The following is a 19,951-nucleotide window of genomic DNA, read 5'->3' as shown; positions in this document are numbered from 1 at the left end:
CCGGTGTCGATGACCGACTCCAGTTCCTCGGCGGCGGTGTCGATCGCGGCGGCCTGGTCGTCCCGGGCGGCGGCACACCGGGTCGGCGACTCTCCGCCTCGCGCAGAGGGCGCAGGTCGTAAGCTCCAGACATGTCCACACCTCGGCGCAAGCCTCGCTCCTACCATCCCGACCGGGTCCGGGATGCGGTGCTGGCGCAGGTGGAATTCGTCCGCCTGGCCGCCCACGAGCTCACCCCCCAGCAGCTCGGCAGGCCCACCGGCCTGCCCGGCTGGGACGTCCGCCACCTGCTGGCCCACCTCGCCCGGCAGATCGACGCCCTCCCGCAGCTCCTCGCCGAGCCGGCGCCCCGCGCCACCCGCCCCTCCTGCACCCTCTCCCAGTGGGTGCTGGGCACGGGCGAGATCGCCACCAAGATCGACTCCTGGGCCCAGGAGGACGCCGCCGCCCGGGACGACCAGGCCGCCGCGATCGACACCGCCGCCGAGGAACTGGAGTCGGTCATCGACACCGGCGTGCGGGAGGACCTCCTGCTGCCGCACGTCTTCGGCCCGATGCGCGCCATCGACTTCACCGTCACTCGGCTCGTGGAACTCGTCGTGCACAGCGACGACCTGACCCGGGCCACCGGCAGCCCGGTCCGGCTGGACCGGATGGCGGTCGCCAGCACCGTCCGCGTCCTCGCCGACGCCCTCGCCGAGAAGGCGCCGGGGTTCTCGACCGAGCTGCGCATCCCGCCGTTCGCCGCCGTCCAGTGCCTCACCGGCCCCCGCCACACCCGCGGCACCCCCGGACAGGTGGTCGAGACCGACCCCGTCAGCTGGGTCCGGCTCGCCACGGGCCGCGCCACCTGGAAAACGATGACGGCCACCGGTCGGCTCAAGGTCGGCGGCGAGCGCGCCGCCGGTCTCGCCGAGGAACTGCCCGTCCTGCACTGAACCCGCCCTCGCCCGAGGGCGGAGTCCGCGGGCGCAGCGGACTCCGAGCAGCCCGTCGGCGGACCGCCGGACGGTCGCCGCCGGGCCGCCGGAAAGCCGCCGCCGGGCCGCCGGGAGGGCACGGCAGCCGAACACCAGGTCGCGAACCTGTTCCGATCGCCCCCCGTGGCACCGACGGCGGTCGTCACCCCGGGTCACCCTCGTGCGGGCCCAGCGTGGCCGCCGCCGGTCACGTCGCAGGTCAGAGGGGGGCATGGCTCGGAGTGGGCCGTTCCGAGCCGTGACCCGGTGAGCCATGTGTCACAAGGAGCGCGGCCCGCGCCCGGGGCAACCTGCCCTAGACTGACGAATGTGCGTGGTGATGGACGACTCAGCCACGACCTCGACCCCGGTGAGAAGGGCCCGAGAGACGCCTGCGGCGTCTTCGGTGTCTGGGCTCCGGGCGAGGAGGTCGCCAAACTCAGCTATTTCGGTCTGTACGCGCTGCAGCACCGGGGGCAGGAGTCCGCGGGCATCGCGGTGAGCAACGGCTCGAAGATCCTCGTCTTCAAGGACATGGGTCTTGTCTCGCAGGTCTTCGACGAGACCTCCCTCGGCTCCCTCCAGGGGCACATGGCCGTCGGGCACGCCCGGTACTCGACCACCGGGTCCTCCACCTGGGAGAACGCGCAGCCGACCTTCCGTGCGACGGGCCACGGCTCGATCGCGCTCGGCCACAACGGCAACCTGGTCAACACCGCCGAACTGGCCGAGATGGTCGCCGAGCTGCCCGGGGGCCACACCCCCAGGCACCGCGTCGCGGCCACCAACGACACCGATCTCGTGACCGCGCTGCTCGCGGGCCAGACGGACGACGAGGGCCGCCCGCTGACCGTCGAGGAGGCCGCCGAGCGCGTCCTGCCCCGGGTCCGCGGCGCCTTCAGCTTCGTCTTCATGGACGAGACCACGCTCTACGCCGCCCGCGACCCGCAGGGCTTCCGCCCGCTGGTCCTCGGCCGGCTGGAGCGCGGCTGGGTGGTCGCCTCGGAGAGCGCGGCGCTCGACATCGTCGGCGCCTCCTTCATCCGGGAGATCGAACCGGGCGAGATGATCGCCGTCGACGAGAACGGTCTCCGTACCCGTCGATTCGCTGAAGCGAAGCCCCGGGGCTGCGTTTTCGAGTACGTGTACCTCGCGCGCCCGGACACCGACATCGCCGGCCGCAACGTCTACCTCTCGCGTGTCGAGATGGGCCGGCGTCTCGCCGGCGAGGCGCCGGTCGACGCCGACCTGGTGATAGCGACACCGGAGTCCGGGACCCCGGCCGCCATCGGCTACGCGGAGGCCAGCGGCATCCCCTACGGCTCCGGACTGGTGAAGAACGCCTACGTGGGGCGCACCTTCATCCAGCCGAGTCAGACCATCCGCCAGCTGGGCATCCGGCTGAAACTGAACCCGCTGAAGGAGGTCATCCGGGGGAAGCGGCTGGTGGTGGTGGACGACTCGATCGTCCGCGGCAACACCCAGCGCGCCCTGATCCGGATGCTCCGCGAGGCCGGCGCGGCCGAGGTCCACGTGCGGATCAGCTCGCCGCCCATCAAGTGGCCCTGCTTCTTCGGGATCGACTTCGCCACCCGCGCGGAACTCATCGCCAACGGCCTGACCACGGACGAGATCGGCACCTCCCTCGGCGCCGACTCCCTCGCCTACATCTCGCTGGAAGGCATGGTCGAGTCGACGACGATCGCCAAGCCCGACCTCTGCCGGGCGTGTTTCGACGGCGAGTACCCGGTCGAGCTGCCCGACCCCACCCTGCTGGGCAAGGACCTCCTGGAGGAGCGTCCCGGGCGCGACTCCACGCGCCACAGCGACGTGGACGGGGTCGACGCCCTGGTCACCGGCCCAGGCGCCGGCGACGCCCTGCGCAGGCCGTGACGACGGGCGCCGCGAGTCCGGCGGGCGGGACGCACCACGTGCGTGTCCACCCGGCCGGCCCGGCGCCCGGCCGGCCCCCGGGTGCGCCGACCGCGCAGCACCACCGGTCGCGAACCCGCGCCGCCGCCCGGCGGCACCCCTCCCACCCGCGACCGCCCGTCCGGGCAGCGGGACGGCCCCGCCGTCGGCGGCCGGCCGGTGACCGCTCGCGACGCATCCCGAACCACGGAAGAGACCGCAATGAGTGACAGCACTCCCGGTGCCTCCTACGCCGCAGCCGGCGTGGACATCGAGGCCGGGGACACGGCCGTCGAACTGATGAAGAAGTGGGTGGCGACCGCGCAGCGCCCGGAGAGCGTCGGCGGCCTCGGCGGCTTCGCCGGCCTCTTCGACGCCTCGGCGCTCAAGCGCTACGAGCGCCCGCTGTTGGCCTCCGCCACCGACGGCGTCGGCACCAAGGTCGCCGTGGCCCAGCGCATGGACGTCCACGACACCATCGGGCGCGACCTCGTCGCCATGGTCGTCGACGACCTGGTGGTCTGCGGGGCCGAGCCGCTGTTCATGACCGACTACATCTGCGTCGGCAAGGTCCACCCCGACCGGGTCGCCGCCATCGTCAAGGGCATCGCCGAGGGCTGCACCCTCGCCGGCTGCGCCCTCGTCGGCGGCGAGACCGCGGAACACCCGGGGCTCCTCGGCCCCGACGAGTACGACGTGGCCGGCGCCGGCACCGGCGTGGTCGAGGCCGACCGGCTGCTCGGCGCCGAGCGGGTCCGCGCCGGCGACCAAGTCATCGCCATGGCCGCCTCCGGCCTGCACTCCAACGGCTACTCGCTCGTCCGCCACGTCCTCTTCGACCGCGCCGGCTGGGACGTCGACCGCGAGGTCGCGGAACTCGGCCGCACGGTGGGGGAGGAGCTGCTGGAGCCGACCCGGATCTACTCCCTGGACTGCCTGGCGCTGACCCGCACCACCGAGGTCCACGCCTTCTCGCACATCACCGGCGGCGGGCTCGCCGCCAACCTGGCACGGGTCGTGCCCGAGGGGCTCCACGCCACGCTGGACCGCTCCACCTGGACGCCGTCACCCATCTTCGGGCTGGTCGGCGAGCTGGGCCACGTCGCCCGCTACGAACTGGAGCGCACCCTCAACATGGGCGTCGGCATGGTCGCGATCGTGCCGCCCGACTCCGTGGACGCCGCGCTCACCACGCTCGCCGACCGGGGCATCGACGCCTGGCTGCTGGGCGAGATCACCGACCGCGACGCCGACCAGGAAGCCGTCACCCTCCACGGTGACCACGCCTGAGACGCCGTTCACCCCGGTGACCAGCAGTGACCCGGCGGCTGCCGCCCCCGAACCCGTACCGGCCCGTGTCGCGCCCCGAGCGCGGCCGGGACGGCGGCCCGCCGGTGACCGACGCCCGCAGCCGACCGCGGGCCGGGCGGCGGACGCAGCTCGTCCACGCGGCGCAGCTCAGGCGCTGTGCCGGACCCCGGACAGCACAAAAGCCGGTCCGGCAGAACCGGACCGGTCTTTCGGCAGCGCCAACGGCGCGGGAGTCAGGACTCCCGGCGCCGTGACGAGGCGTCGGACTGCGACTCGTCGTCGTCCTCGTCGTCGTTGTACAGCCGTGCGTACTCGGCGTACGGGTCGTCCTCGGGTTCATCGTTCTGTTCGAAGCGTTCGTCGCTCGGTGGCGGCGACGGTTCGGACGAGGATGCACCCAGCTCTTCGGCCAGACGCGACAGATCGGTACCGCCGCTGTTGTACTTCAGCTGGCGGGCGACCTTCGTCTGCTTGGCCTTGGCCCGGCCGCGCCCCATTGGCTCGACCCCCTCAACGTCGGGGCGCTGCGGCCCCAGAGTGTTGACATGCGTTCACGGAACGGAGCGGGCCCCGCAGGAGCCCGATCCACCGGGCTTCAACGGTACCTGCTTCCTCGACCCTACGGTACGCCGTCCGCAGGACAGAGGCGGCTCGGCACCGGCCCGTGACCTCTCATTGGCAGGTCATCGGTGATTTTACCTTCTTTCGGAGCGCAACCCACCGAAGGTGCGTGACATGTCTTACGCAAGCGCCGGGCGGCCCTGAACGGGGCCGCCCGGCGCCCTCTCCGGCGTGTTGGCGCGGGCCCAGGTCAGCGGGCGGCGGCCATCCGCTGCTCGGCGACCCGGTCGGCCGCGGCGGCCGGGGGCACGCCCTCGGAGTGCGCCCGGTCGAGGATCTCCAGGGTGGTGTCGTAGATCTTCTCGGCCTTCGACTTCGCACGTGCGAAGTCAAATCCGTGCAGCTCGTCGGCCACCTGGATGACCCCGCCGGAGTTGACCACGTAGTCGGGCGCGTAGAGCACCCCGCGGTCGGCGAGCGTCTTCTCGATGCCCGGGTGGTCGAGCTGGTTGTTGGCGGCACCGCAGACGATGCCGGCCGTCAGCGCCTGCACGGTCAGGTCGTTCAGCGCCCCGCCGAGCGCGCAGGGCGCGTAGACGTCCAGCCCGGGTGTGGTGATCAGCGCGGCCGTGTCGGCCACCGCGGTCACCGAGGGGTGGGTGTTCAGCACCCGTGCGAGCGACTCCGCCCGCACGTCGGTGACGAACACCTCCGCACCCGCCTCGACCAGGTGGTCGACCAGGATGTGACCCACCTTGCCGACGCCGGCGACGCCGACCCGGCGGCCCGCGAGCTCCGGCGTGCCCCAGCGGTGCTGCGCGGAGGCGCGCATCCCCTGGAAGACGCCGAACGCGGTCAGCACCGAGGAGTCCCCGGCGCCGCCGGCCTCGGGGGACCGGCCGGTGGTCCACTGGTTGGTGCGGGCCACGACGTCCATGTCCTGCACGTAGGTGCCGACGTCGCAGGCGGTCACGTACCGGCCGCCGAGGCCGGCCACGAACCGCCCGTAGGCGAGCAGCAGCTCCTCCGACTTGTCCTGCGTCGGGTCACCGATGATGACGGCCTTGCCTCCGCCGTGCTCCAGTCCCGCGAGGGCGTTCTTGTAGCTCATGCCGCGCGCGAGGTTCAGCGCGTCACGGAGTGCGGCCTCCTCGGGGCGGGGCACGCCGGGGTAGGCGTGGAAACGGGTGCCGCCGAGGGCGGGGCCCAGTGCGGTGGAGTGGATGGCGATGACGGCGCGGAGGCCGCTGGCCGGGTCCTGGCAGAGCACGACCTGTTCGTGGCCGCCCTGTTCCGATCGGAACAGAACGTCCAGCACGTCGATCTCGGCCGGGCTGTCGACACTGACAGCGGGACGTACGTCAGTCACGGTGGTGACTCCTGTATGTCGTGGCGGATGCCCTCGGCGGGTGGTGAGGGTCATAGCACGACTCTACGGCCGTCGGATCCCGCCCGGGCCCTGGGAAACGTCACCTTCCCACGGACCCCCACGGCCACTGGCCGCTCGGTCCACCTACTGGGATCATCGACAACGCCGACCGAGGGAGGCCGCGTGCCCCAGGTTCCCTACGCCTCGTACCTGCGGATCTACGAGCCGCTGACGGCCTTCCCCGAACCCGAGCGCTCGCACTGGGAGCGCTACGCGCAACGGGACGACCTCCCGGGCGCCCAGGACGAGCTGGCGCGGTCGCTGATCTCACTGATCACCGACCCCGGCCGCCCCGCGCCCGAGGAGGAGAGCGGCGATGCGTTCGTCGCCCGGCTCGACGGCGCGCTGTACGTCTGCCCGTGGCGCACCCGGCTGCGGGCCTGGCAGGCACTGGAGGAGGCCGGGCACTGGATGATGCCCGAGTCGGTCCTGGACCGGGCGCTCCCGGTGGCCGGCCGCCGCAGGGCGGAACGGCAGCACCGGCGGTGGGTGGGGCGGCACCCCACGGCCCGGCCCTGGATCAGGTCGGCGCTCTGGCACGTGCCGATACGCTGGTTCAGCCTCTTCGACGATTCCGAACGCGAGTTCTTCGGGGGAGCCGGTGGCCCGTCGGCCCCAGGGCAGCCTCCGGTCGCCGGTGGCGAGCCGCCGTCGGGGGAGGTCGACCCCGGCGCCCGCGGGCAGGACGGGGCGCGGCCGGAGGACACCGCCCCGACCGCGCGTGCGCGGCCGGCGTCGCTGCGTTACCGCACCTCGATGGTTCGTGCCCGGCACCGGCTGGCGGGCGCGTTGCGCACGGTGCGTCGCGCCACCCCGCACGGTCTGCTGGTGCCGGCGCTCACCGATGTGGGTCGCTGGCTGGAGGAATTCCACCCGCGTTCGCTGGTCGAACTGGACTACGGAGGACTTGTGCATACCATTTCCGCAGACCGGTTGGAGGCGGACCACTCGGCGGCGGATGTCGGTGAGGCGGTCGCGGCTCTCGCCGCGGAGGACGTGGGACGGGCAGGGGAGCTGTACGAGGTGTTGACCGAACGCTGGACGGCCGTGCGGGAGCGGCAGTTCGCCAGTTGAGGCCGTCTGTCCCACGCCGCCCGGACCGGGTGGCGCGAGGGCGGCGAGTGGGGCAGGAGAGACGGATAGGGACGCCAGGGACCTAAGTCCCTTTCCTGTCGGATTCAGGCTCATTCGCTGCCAATCCGCCCCAAGCGTGACGGATGGCACGGGGTGGATGTCTCGGGACCTCTTGCCAGCAAGCGGCCCCCTCATGTCAAAATAGGACAAGGAGCTCGGTGGGGCTCCTTCTGTCCGCCTTGTGCGGACAGGGCGCACTTGCGTTCCTTGACGGCTTTCGTGAGGGATCGTCACGGTGTGACAGGTCGTCACGGTGGGATGACTGTCCGCTATGACATGGTCCATCCGGCAACCGCCGAGGATGAACGCCTGAGGTGGCAAATCCATCGGTTTGGCCGAGCTGGCCGGGACGATGGTGTAGTTGTAGTGCCGAGGACAAGCCGTTCGTCCTATAACCGACTCGACCCACGTGCGCCGAATCCGGGCATCGTGGGTCAAGCTGCAGAATTTAAGAGGAATGAACCGTTTCGGTTCGGTTCTCTCGAGGAGGCCGCTGATGACCGCTCGCACCCCTGACGCCGAGCCGCTGCTGACGCCGGCGGAGGTTGCCACCATGTTCCGCGTGGACCCCAAAACGGTCACACGCTGGGCAAAGGCGGGCAAGCTCACGTCGATCCGCACGCTCGGTGGGCACCGCCGCTACCGCGAAGCGGAGGTGCGTGCGCTGCTGGCGGGCATTCCTCAGCAGCGCGGTGAGGCCTGAGCAGTAGCAAGCAGGCAGTAGCGCCGCTTCCGGGGTCCCCTCCTCGGAACGCCCGCGCCCCAGACCGCATCGGACTCCGCCGGGTCCGGTGCGGTCTTCTGTTGCTCCAGGGGCGTCCCTGGGTGGTGGCTGTGAGGCTCGCCACCAACAGTGAAATTGCACATATTAAATTCGGAGCTTCGTCCTCCGGTCCAACGGGGCGTTTCGCGAAGGAAGTTCAGTGACTCCCGTCACAGCCGTCTGCCCTTGTCCTGGTCAACGCCGTTCGATAGTGAGAACGACCGTGCGGCACCCGGCGTTCCCGCTCCGCGCAACTCTCCCATCCGGTCGGGGTGGTACGTACCAGCCGCGCGGAGCGGTCGGTGCACCGATGCGATCCCACCCGTCTGCCGCGTCGAGCACCGTCGGGAGGAGGTCGACCGGATGCACGAACCAAGCAGCCATTGCCGCAGGGGTGTTGACGCCGACTCAGCTTCAGGGCGGGCCCTGCGGCCCACACCCTCCCTCCTGCCCTTCCACCCCCGCCACACGCCTCGGCCGGGCCGTACGTGAGGTAAGGCACACCGCCGCCGGCCGCCGGACCGGTCACCCGGCAGGCTCGCCCCCCCGGGTCGCGCATCCGCCGCCGCGCGGCCTCAGGCACCCCGCAGGGCCGTTCGCCGCCCCCCTGCGGCCTCCTGACCGGGCGTCGCCTCGGAGGCGCGCCGGCGGGCGCCCCAGGCCCGTACGGGCCGTGCCAGGGGTGCCGGGTGAGCCGCGACCGCCGCGGGCGCGGCCGCCGACCGTGCCCGGCCGGCCTCACCCGCAGCCCGCCGGGCTGCGGGCTGCGGGCACAACGCAGCAGGGCCCGGATTCCGAAGAATCCGGGCCCTGCTCCACACGATGCGGTCCTGACGGGATTTGAACCCGCGGCCTCCACCTTGACAGGGTGGCGAGCACTCCAAGCTGCTCCACAGGACCTCGCTGCGAGACAGGACTCTACCCCAGTTCAGGGGCGCGAGGCCAATCCGGCCCCGCGCCGTCCCGCGCACCCGCCGCGCCCGCCGTTCGGAGTGGCCGCGGCGCTACCGCGACCCCTCCGGAACGGCCGCATCCACCGCCTTCACGATCCGCTTCTCCGAGATCGGATAGGCGGTCCCCAGCGCGTGCGCGAAGAAGCTCACCCGCAGCTCCTCGATCATCCAGCGGATCTCGCGGGCGGCGGCCGGCACCGGCGTCCCCGCCGGGAACTGCTCCAGCAGCCAGGCGTACTCGTCGGCCATCTCCCGGACCTTCGCCGTCCGCGCCAGATCCCGCTGCGCGTGCTGCGGCAGCTGCTGCAACCGCCGCTCCACCGCCGTCAGGTACCGCATCAGGTCCGGCAGCCGCCGAGCCCCGTGCGCCGTCACGAACCCCGGGCACATCAGCGCTGACAACTGGCCCCGCACATCGGTCAGCGACTCCAGCAGCACCGGTGAGGTGACGCCCTTCAGCCGCCGCTCGCACGATTGCCACGCCGCCAGCACCTCGCGCACCCGGCCGACGATCCGCTCCGTCAGCGGCACCACGTCCGCCCGCACCTTCTCCACCAGCGTGCGGAACGACGGCTCGTCCCACGCCGGCCCGCCGTGCGCGGCGACCAACTGGTCCACCGCGGCCGTCGCGCAGTCCGACAGCAGCGCCGCCACCGAACCGTGCGGCGACGACGCCAACGTCAGCTTCGCCCGGTTGTCGAGCTGCCCCGCGGCGAACTTCGCCGGGTCGGACGGCAACCGCAGCAGCACCAGCCGCCGCGTGCCCCGGGCCATCGCCTCGGTCTGCTCCTCCGCCGAGTCGAACAGCCGCACCGCCACCGAGGCGCCCTCGTCCACCAGCGCCGGGAAAGCCCGGACCGGCTGACCGCCGCGCCGGGTCTCCACCGTGCGCGGCAGCTCCCCGACCGTCCAGTCCGTCAGCCCCGACCGCTGCTCCGGGCCGACCCCGCCGCTCTCCGCGCCGGGCTGCGGCCCACCCGCCCGCCGGCGCCCGCCGCCCTTGCCCCGCGAGGGGGTCGAGAACGCCTGGTCCACGGCCTCCCGCGCCTTGGGCCGCATCCGCTGCCGCAGCGCCGGAAGATCCTTGTCCTCCGACAGCTTCGGGTCGCCCGCGGGCCGGCGCCCGCGGTCGTCCACCGCGCGGAAGGTGACGCGCAGATGGTCCGGCACCTTCGCCAGGTCGAAGTCCTCCTCGGTCAGCGGCTGCCCCGTCAACCGACGCAACTCGCGTGCCAGCGCCCGGACCAGCGGCTCCGACCCCGGCTCCGGCGCCGTCGCCAGGAAGCGCCGCGCGTAGTCCGGCGCCGGGACGCAGTGCCGCCGCAGCGGCTTCGGCAGCGACCGGATCAACTCCGTCACCAACTGCTCCCGGACGCCCGGGATCTGCCAGTCGAACCCCTCGTCGGTCACCTGGTTCAGCACCTGCAACGGCAGGTGCACCGTGACGCCGTCCGCGTCGGCGCCCGGCTCGAACTGGTAGGTCACCGCGAACGACAACCGCCCCTGGCGCCACGTGTCCGGGTAGTCGGACTCGGTGACCGCGCGGGCCGCCTCGTTGATGAGCATCGACTTCTCGAAGCTCAGCAGGTCCGGCTCCTCCGACCGCCGCTTCTTCCACCAGGAGTCGAAGTGCGCACCGGAGACCACGAAATCCGGTACGTGCCGGTCGTAGAACGCGTACAGCGTCTCGTCGTCCACCAGGATGTCGCGGCGCCGCGCCCGGTGCTCCAACTCCTCGACCTCGGCCAGCAGCGCGCGGTTCTCCTTGAAGAACGCGTGCTGGGTCCGCCAGTCACCCTCCACCAGCGCGTGCCGGATGAACAGGTCGCGGCTGACCTCCGGGTCGATCCGCCCGTAGTTCACCTTCCGCTGCGCCACCACCGGCACGCCGTACAGCGTCACCCGCTCGTACGCCATCACCGCGGCCTGCTTCTGCTCCCAGTGCGGCTCGCTGTACGTCCGCTTCACCAGGTGGCCGGCGAGCGGCTCGATCCACTCCGGGTCGATCCTGGCGTTGACCCGCGCCCACAGCCGGGAGGTCTCCACCAGCTCGGCCGACATCACCCACCGCGGCGGCTTCTTGAACAGCACCGACCCGGGGAAGACCGCGAACTTGGCACCGCGGGCGCCCAGGTACTCGTGCTTGTCGGTGTCCTTCAGCCCCAGCTGCGACAACAACCCCGCCAGCAGTGACTGGTGGATGCGGTCCGGCTGCGGGTCCGCGCCCTCGTCCGCCAACTGGATGCCCAGGCTGCGCCCCACGGACCGCAGCTGCGCGTAGATGTCCTGCCACTCGCGTATCCGCAGGTAGTTGAGGAACTCGGTACGGCACAGCCTGCGGAACGCCGAGGAGGACAGCTCCCGCTGCCGCTCCCGTACGTACTCCCACAACTGCAGCAGCGCCAGGAAGTCCGACTCCTCGCCCGGACCCTCGCGGAACCGGCGGTGCTTCTCGTCCGCCGCCTGCTGCTTCTCCGCCGGCCGCTCCCGCGGGTCCTGGATGGAGAGCGCCGCGGCGATCACCATCACCTCGCGGGCGCAGCCGTTGCGGTCCGCCTCCAGCACCATCCGCGCCAGCCGCGGGTCCACCGGGAGCTGCGCCAGCCTGCGGCCGGTCTCCGTCAGCCGCTTCCCGTTGTCCTCCAGTGCGTGCAGCTCCTCCAGCAGCTGCACGCCCGCCCGCACCGACCGGTGGTCCGGCGGGTCGATGAACGGGAACTTCTCGATCTCACCCAGCCGCGCGGAGATCATCTGCAGCACCACCGACGCCAGGTTGGTGCGCACGATCTCCGGGTCGGTGAACTCCGGGCGGCTCTCGAAGTCCTCCTCCGAGTACAGCCGCACACAGATGCCGTCGCTGGTACGACCGCAGCGGCCCTTTCGCTGGTTGGCGCTGGCCTGGGAGATCGCCTCGATCGGCAGCCGCTGCACCTTCGTGCGGTGGCTGTACCGCGAGATGCGGGCCGTCCCCGGGTCGATCACGTACTTGATGCCGGGCACCGTCAGCGAGGTCTCCGCCACGTTGGTCGCCAGCACCACCCGGCGGCCGGAGTGCCGCTGGAAGACGCGCTGCTGCTCGCCGTGGCTCAACCGCGCGTACAGCGGCAGGATCTCGGTGTGCCGCAGCTGCCGCTTGCCGAGGGCGTCCGCGGTGTCCCGGATCTCGCGCTCGCCGGAGAGGAAGACCAGGACGTCGCCCGGCCCCTCCGCCTGGAGCTCCTCGACCGCCTCGCAGATCGCCGTCACCTGGTCCCGGTCGGCGCCGTCCCCCTCCTCGCCGCCCTCCTCCAGCAGCGGGCGGTACCGGACCTCCACCGGGTAGGTCCGGCCCGACACCTCGACGATGGGCGCCGGCTCGCCGTCCTGCGAGCGGAAGTGCCGGGCGAACCGTTCCGGGTCGATCGTCGCCGAGGTGATGACCACCTTCAGCTCCGGCCGGCGCGGCAGCAGCTGCGCCAGGTAGCCGAGCAGGAAGTCGATGTTGAGGCTGCGCTCGTGCGCCTCGTCGATGATGATCGTGTCGTACTGCCGCAGGTCCCGGTCCTGCTGGATCTCGGCGAGCAGGATGCCGTCCGTCATCAGCTTCACCAGGGTGCTCTCGCCCACCTGATCGGTGAACCGCACCTTCCACCCGACGGCCTCGCCGAGCTGGGTGTCCAGCTCGTCCGCCACCCGCTGCGCCACGGTGCGCGCCGCGATACGGCGCGGCTGCGTGTGCGCGATCAGCCCGGTCACCCCGCGACCCAGCTCCAGGCAGATCTTCGGCAGCTGCGTCGTCTTGCCGGAGCCCGTCTCACCGGCGACGATCACCACCTGGTGGTCCCGGATCGCGGCGGCGATCTCGTCCTTGCGGCGGCTGACCGGCAGCGCCTCCGGGTACGTGATCCTGGGGACCGCCGCGCGCCGCTGCTCGACGCGGGCCTCCGCCTCCGACACGGCACGGCCGATCTCGGTGAGGACCTGGTCGCGCGCCCCCGGCTTGCGGACGCGTCGGACGCCCTCCAGCCGGCGGCCGAGGCGCCGCTGGTCCGGCAGCATCAGCGCGGCGATGCGCTCCAGCAGCTCGGCGAAGGCAGGGACGGGTGCGGACTCGGGCTCGGGTGCGGAAGCGGACGCGGTGTCGGCGACGGGCGGGGCCTGGTCGGCCTGCGCGACCCGCGCGGAAGAAGGTCGTCTGGACATACCGGCACCAGGATCTCACCTGGCGCACCTCATGGGCGAGCCCTTAACGGAGCGTGCGCCTCCGGCTGCGCGGGGGTGCGGGGCGGGGCTGTACGGTCCGCGTCGCGGCGGCTGCCTGCGGTCAGCGGACCGGGAACCACTCCGCGAGGCGCTCGGCGACGGCGGGCACGTCGAGATGGTCCTGGGCGACGGCCTCGACGAACGGTCCCGCGTCCTTGGTCGGCGGGACCGGGTGACCGGCGGGCAGACCGTTGATGCGCAGGAAGAAGCGCATGGCGAGCCAGGCGGTGCGCTTGTTGCCGTCGATCAGCGCGTGGTTCCGGGCGAGCCCGTGCAGCAGCGCCGCGGCCTTCTCATGGAGCGTGGGGTACAACACTTCGCCGAACGCCTGGGTGCGCGGCCGCTCCGTGGCCGAGACGAGCAGGCCGAGGTCGCGCACGCTGTGCTCGGTCCCGTTGACGGCTGCCGCGATGACCAGCACCTCGTCGAGCTGGACGTAGCGGGTCCCGCTCACTTCAGGTAGTCCAGGATCTCCGCGTCGGTGTCCTTCAGCTCGGCCAGGACGTCGTGCACGTTGAGTTCGGCGCGGGCCTCGGCGTCGCGGATCGCCTCGATCGCAAGCGTCTGCTTGCTGCGACCGGTGCGCTTGGCGCGCTCGGTGAGCTTCGCGTCGAGGTCGTCGGGCAGCCTCAGGGTCATCGCCATGACTGCATGGTACCGCGCTGGTATCACCGGCGTCGGGGCTCGGGGCTCGGGGCTCGGGCCCGGGTCAGCGGCCGGTGCGGGGGCGGGCGAACGACGAAGCCCCGGACGGTGTGCCGTCCGGGGCTTCGTATGAGGTGGCTGGGGCCGGGATCGAACCGGCGACCTATCGCTTTTCAGGCGATCGCTCGTACCAACTGAGCTACCCAGCCACGCAGTTCACCGGAGTGATCTGCAAGCGGTCCTGACGGGATTTGAACCCGCGGCCTCCACCTTGACAGGGTGGCGAGCACTCCAAGCTGCTCCACAGGACCTTGCGTATGCGCGGAACATCGTTCCACACACGGTAAAGCGTGCCCCCAACGGGATTCGAACCCGTGCTACCGCCTTGAAAGGGCGGCGTCCTAGGCCACTAGACGATGAGGGCTGGTGGCCCACCTGGGCGCTTGTTCGGCGCCGTCGGGGACGTGAGAAGCATATGGGATAGCTGCTCGGATCGCCAAAACGTATCCCTGGCGGCCCGTCGGCCCGTCGGGGAGGCCGTCCGGAGCCCGGCGGCGGGCTCCCCGACGGGCCGCGCTGCGAGCCTCTGCCGCCTCCGCCCCGTTCCGGGCGGCGGGCGGCACAATGGGGTGCGTGCTGGAGATGAGCCGCGAGGAGTTCGAGGACCTGGTCGGTCAGGCGCTGGACCGCGTCCCGCCGGAGCTGACCCGGATGATGGACAACGTCGCCGTGTTCGTCGAGGACGAACCACCACCGGAGGAACCCGAGCTCCTCGGTCTGTACGAGGGGACGCCGCTGACCGAGCGCGGCGAGTGGTACGCCGGGGTGCTCCCGGACCGCATCTCCATCTACATGGGCCCCACCCTGCGGATGTGCGAGCGGGAGGGCGGCGGTCGCGACATGGTGGTCGAGGAGGTCGAGATCACCGTGGTGCACGAGATCGCGCACCACTTCGGCATCGACGACGACCGCCTCCACGAACTCGGCTACGCCTGACGCCTGACGCCTGACGCCTGACGCCTGACGCCTGACGCCTGACGCGTGCGCGTCGCGCCACCCGCCTGTCGCCGGCGGTGATCCGCGTCACCGGCCGGTGCGTCCGAGGGACCGGGCGCACCGGGCCACCCGCCACCCGGTCTTCCCCGCTGCCGCGCCGCGGTGGCGGCCCCGCAGGTCGCGCGGCGGGTAGCAGTCCGCGCCGGTGCGTCCCGCCGGCGTGGCGCCCGCGAGGTGCGCCCCGCCCCCGGCACGCCGCATGCTCCCGGTCGGTCGCGTGGGGCCGTGTCCTCGTTCCCCCCACGGCAGTTGGGCAGGGTCGTACCCGCCCGCACCGCGTGGAGGTCCCGGAGCCGTGCGCCGCCCGTCGTCCCGAACTGTCTCGTCCTGCCTGGGGGCGGCCGTGGCGCTGCTCGCCACCGTCTCCGGGTGCGTCACCGTCGACGGCCGACCACCGCAGGCGCCGCCGCAGCCCGATGTCTCCGTGGGTGTGGAAGGCCCCGACGGGGCGGAGGGGGAGGACGGCACCGCCCCGGCCGACCCTTCGGGGTCGGCCGCAGCTGACGACGGGGGGAAGGCGGGAAACGGCTCCCGGCCGCACTCCTCGCCCACCGATCCCGAACGGGACAACGAGGAGCCGGACGCCGCGCCGCGTCCCAGCGACCAGCCCGACCACGGTCCCGACCCGGATCAGACCGTGCCGGCCTCGCCCTCCGAGCCCCCCGCCAAGCCGGCGCCCACCGCCCCGCCCGCGCCCCCTCCGGTGCCGTCCGCTCCTCCGCCCGACCCGGACCCCGAGCCCGAACCCGAGCCGCCGCCGGCGGAGCCGGAGCCGGGCGAGACGGAGGGGGAACCGGAGGAGTTCCGGCAGCGGGCCCGCTGAGGCGGTCCGGGAGGGGAGTCGGCGGCACCGGAGAGGCGGCAACAGAAACGGAGAGGCGGCAACGGAGAGGCCACGGGCGGTGTCGGGGCCCTTGTGGCGCCCGCCACTCCCGCCCCGGACGGGTTTGCGTCGTTCCGCTCGCCGTGCGTATTCTTGTAGATCGTTTGATCCCACTTGCCCGGCGCGCCATCTTTGCGCCGTGTGGCGCGTTCCTCGTCGAAGCCGTGGCTGACCGCAACAAGGCGGTTCGAATCTACCTACGGAGTTCAGGCGCGTGCCGCTTGACTCCGGAAGGTATTGCATCACCCATGTCTGCACCCGTTGATTCCCTCGACGTCCCCGAGATCGTGCTGGACGAAACCGCGGACGTCCTGGCGGACGACGAGCCCACCACCACCTTCGGCGACCTCGGGCTTCCCGACGCCGTGGTGCGCAAGCTCGCGCAGAACGGCGTCACCGTGCCGTTCCCGATCCAGGCCGCGACCATCCCGGACGCCCTGGCCGGCCGCGACATCCTCGGCCGCGGCCGCACCGGCTCCGGCAAGACCCTGAGCTTCGGCCTGCCGCTGCTCGCCCGTCTCGCCGGCGGCACCACCACCCGCAAGCGGCCGCGCGGCGTCATCCTGACGCCCACCCGCGAGCTGGCGATGCAGGTCTCCGACGCCCTCCAGCCCTACGGCGACGTCCTCGGCCTCAAGCTGAAGGTCGTCTGCGGCGGCACCTCGATGGGCAACCAGATCTACGCGCTGGAGCGCGGCGTCGACATCCTCGTCGCCACCCCCGGCCGCCTCCGCGACATCATCGGCCGCGGTGCCTGCTCGCTGGACGACGTCGAGGTCGCGGTCCTCGACGAGGCCGACCAGATGGCGGACCTCGGCTTCCTGCCGGAGGTCACCGAGCTCCTCGACCTCGTGCCCGCCGGCGGCCAGCGGATGCTCTTCTCCGCCACGCTGGAGAACGAGATCGACACCCTCGTCAAGCGCTACCTCGTCGAGCCCGTGAGCCACGAGGTGGACGCCGCCCAAGGCGCGGTCTCGACCATGACCCACCACGTGCTGATCGTGAAGCCGCGCGACAAGGCCCCGATCACCAGCGCCATCGCGGCGCGCAAGGGCGGGCGCACCATCATCTTCGTCCGCACCCAGCTCGGTGCGGACCGCGTCGCGGAGCAGCTGCGCGAGTCGGGCGCCCGGTCCGACGCCCTGCACGGCGGCATGACCCAGGGCGCCCGTACCCGCACCCTCGCCGACTTCAAGGACGGCAAGATCAACGTCCTGGTCGCGACGGACGTCGCCGCCCGCGGCATCCACGTCGACGGCATCGACCTGGTGCTGAACGTGGACCCGGCCGGCGACCACAAGGACTACCTGCACCGCTCCGGCCGCACCGCGCGCGCCGGCGAGTCCGGCACCGTCGTGTCGCTGGCGCTACCGCACCAGCGCCGCGGTGTCTTCCGGCTGATGGAGGACGCGGGCGTCGACGCCTCGCGCCACATCATCGGCCGCGGCGATCTCTTCGACGAGGAGATCACCCGCATCACCGGCGCCCGGTCGCTGACCGAGCTGCACGCCGAGGCCGCCATGGGCGCCGCGCTCCACGCCGAGCGCGAGGCCAAGCGCCTCGCCCGCGAGCTGGAGCGCGCCCAGGAGCGCGCCGGTGAACTGCGCTCCGAGGCCGAGCAGCTGACCGGCCGCGCCGCCCGTGAGCGCGGCGAGGACCCGCAGGAGGCCATCGCCGCGGCCAACGCCGCACAGGAGGCGGCCGAGGCGGAGCGCGAGGCGCGCCGTGAGGCCCGCCGCTTGGAGCGCGAGCGCCAGGAGGCGGAGCGCGAGGCGCAGCGCCCGGAGCGCGGCGACCGCCGTGACGGCGACCGTGGCGGCTTCCGCCGCGACGACCGCCGTCCGGGCGCGCGCGGCAACGACCGCAACGGCTTCCGTCGTGACGACCGTCGTGACGGTGACCGCGGCGGCGACCGTGGCGGGTTCCGTCGTGACGACCGCGGTGGTGACCGCGGTGGGTTCCGCGGTGGCGACCGTCGTGACGACCGTGGCGGTGACCGCGGTGGGTTCCGTGGCGGTGACCGCCCCGGGTTCCGTCGTGACGACCGCCGTGACGGTGACCGTGGCGGCTTCCGCCGCGACGACCGCCCGGGCTTCCGCCGCGACGACCGCGGTGGCGACCGTCGTGACGACCGCGGTGGCGACCGCGGTGGGTTCCGTGGCGGCGACCGTGGCGGGTTCCGTCGTGACGACCGCCGTGACGGTGACCGCGGTGGGTTCCGCCGCGACGACCACCGTGGTGGCTCCCGTCCCGCGGACGACCGTCGTGGCGACAAGCCCCGCTGGAAGCGCGAGGACTGAGCACGCCGTGCGGCACCGTGAGGTACCGCACCCCTGACACGGCGCGGGCCGGTGAGCATCCCTGACGGGGGCTCACCGGCCCGCGCCGTTTCGGTCCGACCCCCTGTACCCCGGGCCGTCGGCCGGGCCGTGGCGGAGGCGACAGCGGCCGTGGTGGGGACGCTGTGGGCGGTGTCACCTGGCCCGAACCCTGGCGGCGCATGCTCCGGCCGCCGTATCGTTCGCTGTGGCCCGTCGTGCGGGCCGCACAACTTCATGCGTGGCTCGCGGGGGGAAGCCGGTGGGAATCCGGCACTGACCTGCAACCGTGAACGGCCTTTCGGCCGTGAGTCGGAACACCCGGCGGGTCACGTGCACTGCTTCTCACTGTCATGGTCTACAGCGTGGAGCCCTCAGCCTGCCGGCCGTCCGGGCCCTCGCCGTGTTCGCAAGGAACGCGTCGGGGGTCCGGGTGTGAGTCGGCGCGGGGCGCCGCGCGGGGCCCCTAGGGGAAAGGCCCCCAATGCCCGCCACCGGAGCGCGTCCCACCTTGGTCCAGGCACTCGTCGCGCTGCTCGGGCTGCTGGCCGCTCCGCTGGTTGCCGCGCCGCCCGCGACCGCGCTCGCGGCGCCGACCGCGTCGCAGGCGCCGGCCGCCGGGCCGGTGGCGGTCGGCGGCTTCGGCGAGGCGTTTCGCACCCAGGCGGGCACCCCGGGGTTCTGTCCCGGCACCACCGGGGTGACCGTCATCGTCGACTTCCGCGAACTCGGCGGCGGCCGCGTGGTGCGCTGCGCGCCCGGCCCGCAGGCCGACGGCCTCTCCGCGCTGAAGAACGCCGGGTTCCAGATAGCCGGCACCGCCCGCTGGGGCGAATCGTTCATCTGCCGGATCAACGGCCGCCCGGGCGCCGGCTCCGAGGACTGCGTCGACACCCCGCCCGCCTCCGCGTACTGGTCGTACTGGCACGCCCCGAACGGCGGCAACTGGACCTACAGCCAGCGCGGCGCGACCTACCGCACCCCGCAGCAGGGGACGTTCGAGGGCTGGTCGTTCTCCATGAACCGCGAGATGGACGACGCACCCTCGCCGGGTGTCGCGCCGCTGCGGCCCGACAACGGCGGCGGGGACGGCGGTTCGGGTGGCTCCGGCGGTTCGGGTGGTTCGGGTGGTTCCGGTGGGGGCTCGTCCTCCGGCGGTGACGCCTCGTCGGGCGGCGGCTCTTCCTCGGGCGGCGCTGGTGGTGGCGCGGCCGGCGGTGGCGACGGCTCGGGCGGAGGCGACGGTTCCGGCGGTGGCACCGGCGGCGGTTCCGCGACCGGTGGTGGCGCCGTCGGCGGCGGAGCGGTGGCGGGCGGAGTCGAGGTGCCGGACGACGGCCGCGGCGAGCCGGAGGACCCGAACGAGGCCGAGGACGCCGACGAGGCCCGCGAGGAGGACGACGAGTCGGCGGACTCCGAGGACGAGGACGCCGACGAGGAGGAGTCCGACGACGAGAAGGACGCGGACGAGGGGGAGGCGGAGGACGAGGAGTCCGCCGACTCCGACGAGGCCGCGCCTGCCCCGGAGCCCACCGAGGCCGCCGAGTGGAGCGGCGAGGACACCGAGGCCGAGACGGTCGGAAGCGGCACGGGCGGCGCTCCCCCCGCGACCACGCTCGCCGGACTTGCCCTGCTGACCGCGCTGGTCGGCGCCGCAGGCGCCACCGCGTGGCGCCGCCGCCGAGCCGCCGCTGCGGCGGCGGGCGGCCCGGATGACGACGCCTTCCTTGCAGCTGCCGCACCCGCGGCACCCCCGGCACCCGCGGCGGCGGGCGCCGCTGCGGAG

At 72.8% G+C, this 19,951-nt stretch carries 14 protein-coding genes, 4 tRNA genes and 1 riboswitch; of the genes, 9 read left to right on the top strand and 9 right to left on the bottom strand.

Annotation, left to right across the window (positions count from 1 at the left end; all coding sequences use genetic code 11):
* Nucleotides 1-131: 131 nt before the first annotated feature.
* From HCN56_RS13585 to purM, 3 genes are all read left to right on the top strand, one after another.
* Nucleotides 132-938, top strand: a complete 807-nt coding sequence (locus HCN56_RS13585) for a sterol carrier family protein (protein ID WP_167970798.1) — start codon at nt 132-134, stop codon at nt 936-938.
* Nucleotides 939-1,289: 351 nt separating this feature from the next.
* Nucleotides 1,290-2,852 carry an amidophosphoribosyltransferase gene (gene purF, locus HCN56_RS13580; RefSeq protein ID WP_167970796.1) on the top strand — a complete coding sequence of 521 codons (1,563 nt, stop codon included), beginning with the start codon at nt 1,290-1,292 and terminating at the stop codon, nt 2,850-2,852.
* A 240-nt stretch (nt 2,853-3,092) separates the two neighbouring features.
* The gene (gene purM / locus HCN56_RS13575) at nt 3,093-4,160 is read left to right on the top strand and encodes a phosphoribosylformylglycinamidine cyclo-ligase (protein ID WP_167970794.1); all 1,068 of its coding nucleotides are present in this window, start codon (nt 3,093-3,095) and stop codon (nt 4,158-4,160) included.
* 254 nt (nt 4,161-4,414) lie between these two features.
* Here purM and HCN56_RS13570 read toward each other — a convergent pair whose 3' ends face one another.
* Together HCN56_RS13570 and HCN56_RS13565 are read right to left on the bottom strand one after the other, a co-directional pair.
* Entirely contained in the window at nt 4,415-4,678 is a 264-nt protein-coding gene (locus HCN56_RS13570) for a DUF3073 domain-containing protein (RefSeq protein ID WP_167970793.1), read from the bottom strand.
* Between the two features lie 314 nt (nt 4,679-4,992).
* Entirely contained in the window at nt 4,993-6,165 is a 1,173-nt protein-coding gene (locus HCN56_RS13565; RefSeq protein ID WP_167970791.1) for a Leu/Phe/Val dehydrogenase, read from the bottom strand.
* Nucleotides 6,166-6,294: 129 nt separating this feature from the next.
* Between HCN56_RS13565 and HCN56_RS13560 the strand changes: the two genes are divergently transcribed.
* Both HCN56_RS13560 and bldC read left to right on the top strand, forming a co-directional pair.
* Nucleotides 6,295-7,245, top strand: a complete 951-nt coding sequence (locus HCN56_RS13560) for a DUF8083 family protein (protein ID WP_167970789.1) — start codon at nt 6,295-6,297, stop codon at nt 7,243-7,245.
* A gap of 556 nt (nt 7,246-7,801) precedes the next feature.
* Nucleotides 7,802-8,008, top strand: coding sequence for a developmental transcriptional regulator BldC (gene bldC / locus HCN56_RS13555; RefSeq protein ID WP_019431930.1), 207 nt, complete (start codon nt 7,802-7,804; stop codon nt 8,006-8,008).
* An 885-nt stretch (nt 8,009-8,893) separates the two neighbouring features.
* Here the strand turns inward: bldC and HCN56_RS13550 are convergent.
* From HCN56_RS13550 to HCN56_RS13520, 7 genes are all read right to left on the bottom strand, one after another.
* Nucleotides 8,894-8,968: transfer RNA gene (locus tag HCN56_RS13550), tRNA-Asp, on the bottom strand.
* Between the two features lie 104 nt (nt 8,969-9,072).
* Nucleotides 9,073-13,059 (bottom strand): ATP-dependent RNA helicase HrpA, encoded by a 3,987-nt coding sequence (gene hrpA / locus HCN56_RS13545; RefSeq protein ID WP_245246511.1) that lies wholly within the window; start codon nt 13,057-13,059, stop codon nt 9,073-9,075.
* Between the two features lie 265 nt (nt 13,060-13,324).
* Nucleotides 13,325-13,717, bottom strand: a complete 393-nt coding sequence (locus HCN56_RS13540) for a type II toxin-antitoxin system death-on-curing family toxin (RefSeq protein ID WP_167970784.1) — start codon at nt 13,715-13,717, stop codon at nt 13,325-13,327.
* Entirely contained in the window at nt 13,714-13,908 is a 195-nt protein-coding gene (locus HCN56_RS13535; protein WP_167970782.1) for a YlcI/YnfO family protein, read from the bottom strand. The genes HCN56_RS13540 and HCN56_RS13535 overlap by 4 nt, the downstream gene beginning before the upstream one ends.
* A gap of 135 nt (nt 13,909-14,043) precedes the next feature.
* Nucleotides 14,044-14,117 (bottom strand) — tRNA-Phe (locus HCN56_RS13530).
* A 27-nt stretch (nt 14,118-14,144) separates the two neighbouring features.
* Nucleotides 14,145-14,219 (bottom strand) — tRNA-Asp (locus HCN56_RS13525).
* Between the two features lie 40 nt (nt 14,220-14,259).
* Nucleotides 14,260-14,332 (bottom strand) — tRNA-Glu (locus HCN56_RS13520).
* A gap of 200 nt (nt 14,333-14,532) precedes the next feature.
* On the opposite strand from HCN56_RS13520, the gene HCN56_RS13515 reads away from it, so the two are divergent.
* The 4 genes from HCN56_RS13515 to HCN56_RS25810 all read left to right on the top strand — a co-directional run.
* Nucleotides 14,533-14,904 (top strand): metallopeptidase family protein, encoded by a 372-nt coding sequence (locus tag HCN56_RS13515; protein WP_209312694.1) that lies wholly within the window; start codon nt 14,533-14,535, stop codon nt 14,902-14,904.
* 403 nt (nt 14,905-15,307) lie between these two features.
* Nucleotides 15,308-15,787, top strand: coding sequence for a hypothetical protein (locus tag HCN56_RS13510; RefSeq protein WP_167970780.1), 480 nt, complete (start codon nt 15,308-15,310; stop codon nt 15,785-15,787).
* 308 nt (nt 15,788-16,095) lie between these two features.
* Nucleotides 16,096-18,147 (top strand): DEAD/DEAH box helicase, encoded by a 2,052-nt coding sequence (locus HCN56_RS13505; protein WP_167970778.1) that lies wholly within the window; start codon nt 16,096-16,098, stop codon nt 18,145-18,147.
* A 245-nt stretch (nt 18,148-18,392) separates the two neighbouring features.
* A riboswitch (adenosylcobalamin (AdoCbl) riboswitch) is annotated at nt 18,393-18,541 on the top strand.
* A gap of 108 nt (nt 18,542-18,649) precedes the next feature.
* The coding region (locus HCN56_RS25810; RefSeq protein WP_209312693.1) for an SCO2322-related protein at nt 18,650-19,951 on the top strand (1,302 nt) is incomplete at its 3' end.

The sequence above is a fragment of the Streptomyces lonarensis genome, assembly GCF_012033735.1.
Lineage (GTDB): Bacteria > Actinomycetota > Actinomycetes > Streptomycetales > Streptomycetaceae > Streptomyces > Streptomyces lonarensis.
This window is presented reverse-complemented; position numbering and strand designations above follow the sequence as displayed.

Bases quoted from the DNA above. Each gene is read 5' to 3' on its own strand.
- HCN56_RS13585 (WP_167970798.1), top strand. From the start codon at position 132: ATGTCCACACCTCGGCGCAAGCCTCGCTCCTACCATCCCGACCGGGTC.
- purM (WP_167970794.1), top strand. From the start codon at position 3,093: ATGAGTGACAGCACTCCCGGTGCCTCCTACGCCGCAGCCGGCGTGGAC.
- HCN56_RS13570 (WP_167970793.1), bottom strand. From the start codon at position 4,678: ATGGGGCGCGGCCGGGCCAAGGCCAAGCAGACGAAGGTCGCCCGCCAG.
- HCN56_RS13565 (WP_167970791.1), bottom strand. From the start codon at position 6,165: ATGACCCTCACCACCCGCCGAGGGCATCCGCCACGACATACAGGAGTC.
- bldC (WP_019431930.1), top strand. From the start codon at position 7,802: ATGACCGCTCGCACCCCTGACGCCGAGCCGCTGCTGACGCCGGCGGAG.
- hrpA (WP_245246511.1), bottom strand. From the start codon at position 13,059: ATGCTGCCGGACCAGCGGCGCCTCGGCCGCCGGCTGGAGGGCGTCCGA.
- HCN56_RS13535 (WP_167970782.1), bottom strand. From the start codon at position 13,908: ATGGCGATGACCCTGAGGCTGCCCGACGACCTCGACGCGAAGCTCACC.
- HCN56_RS13515 (WP_209312694.1), top strand. From the start codon at position 14,533: ATGGGGTGCGTGCTGGAGATGAGCCGCGAGGAGTTCGAGGACCTGGTC.
- HCN56_RS13505 (WP_167970778.1), top strand. From the start codon at position 16,096: ATGTCTGCACCCGTTGATTCCCTCGACGTCCCCGAGATCGTGCTGGAC.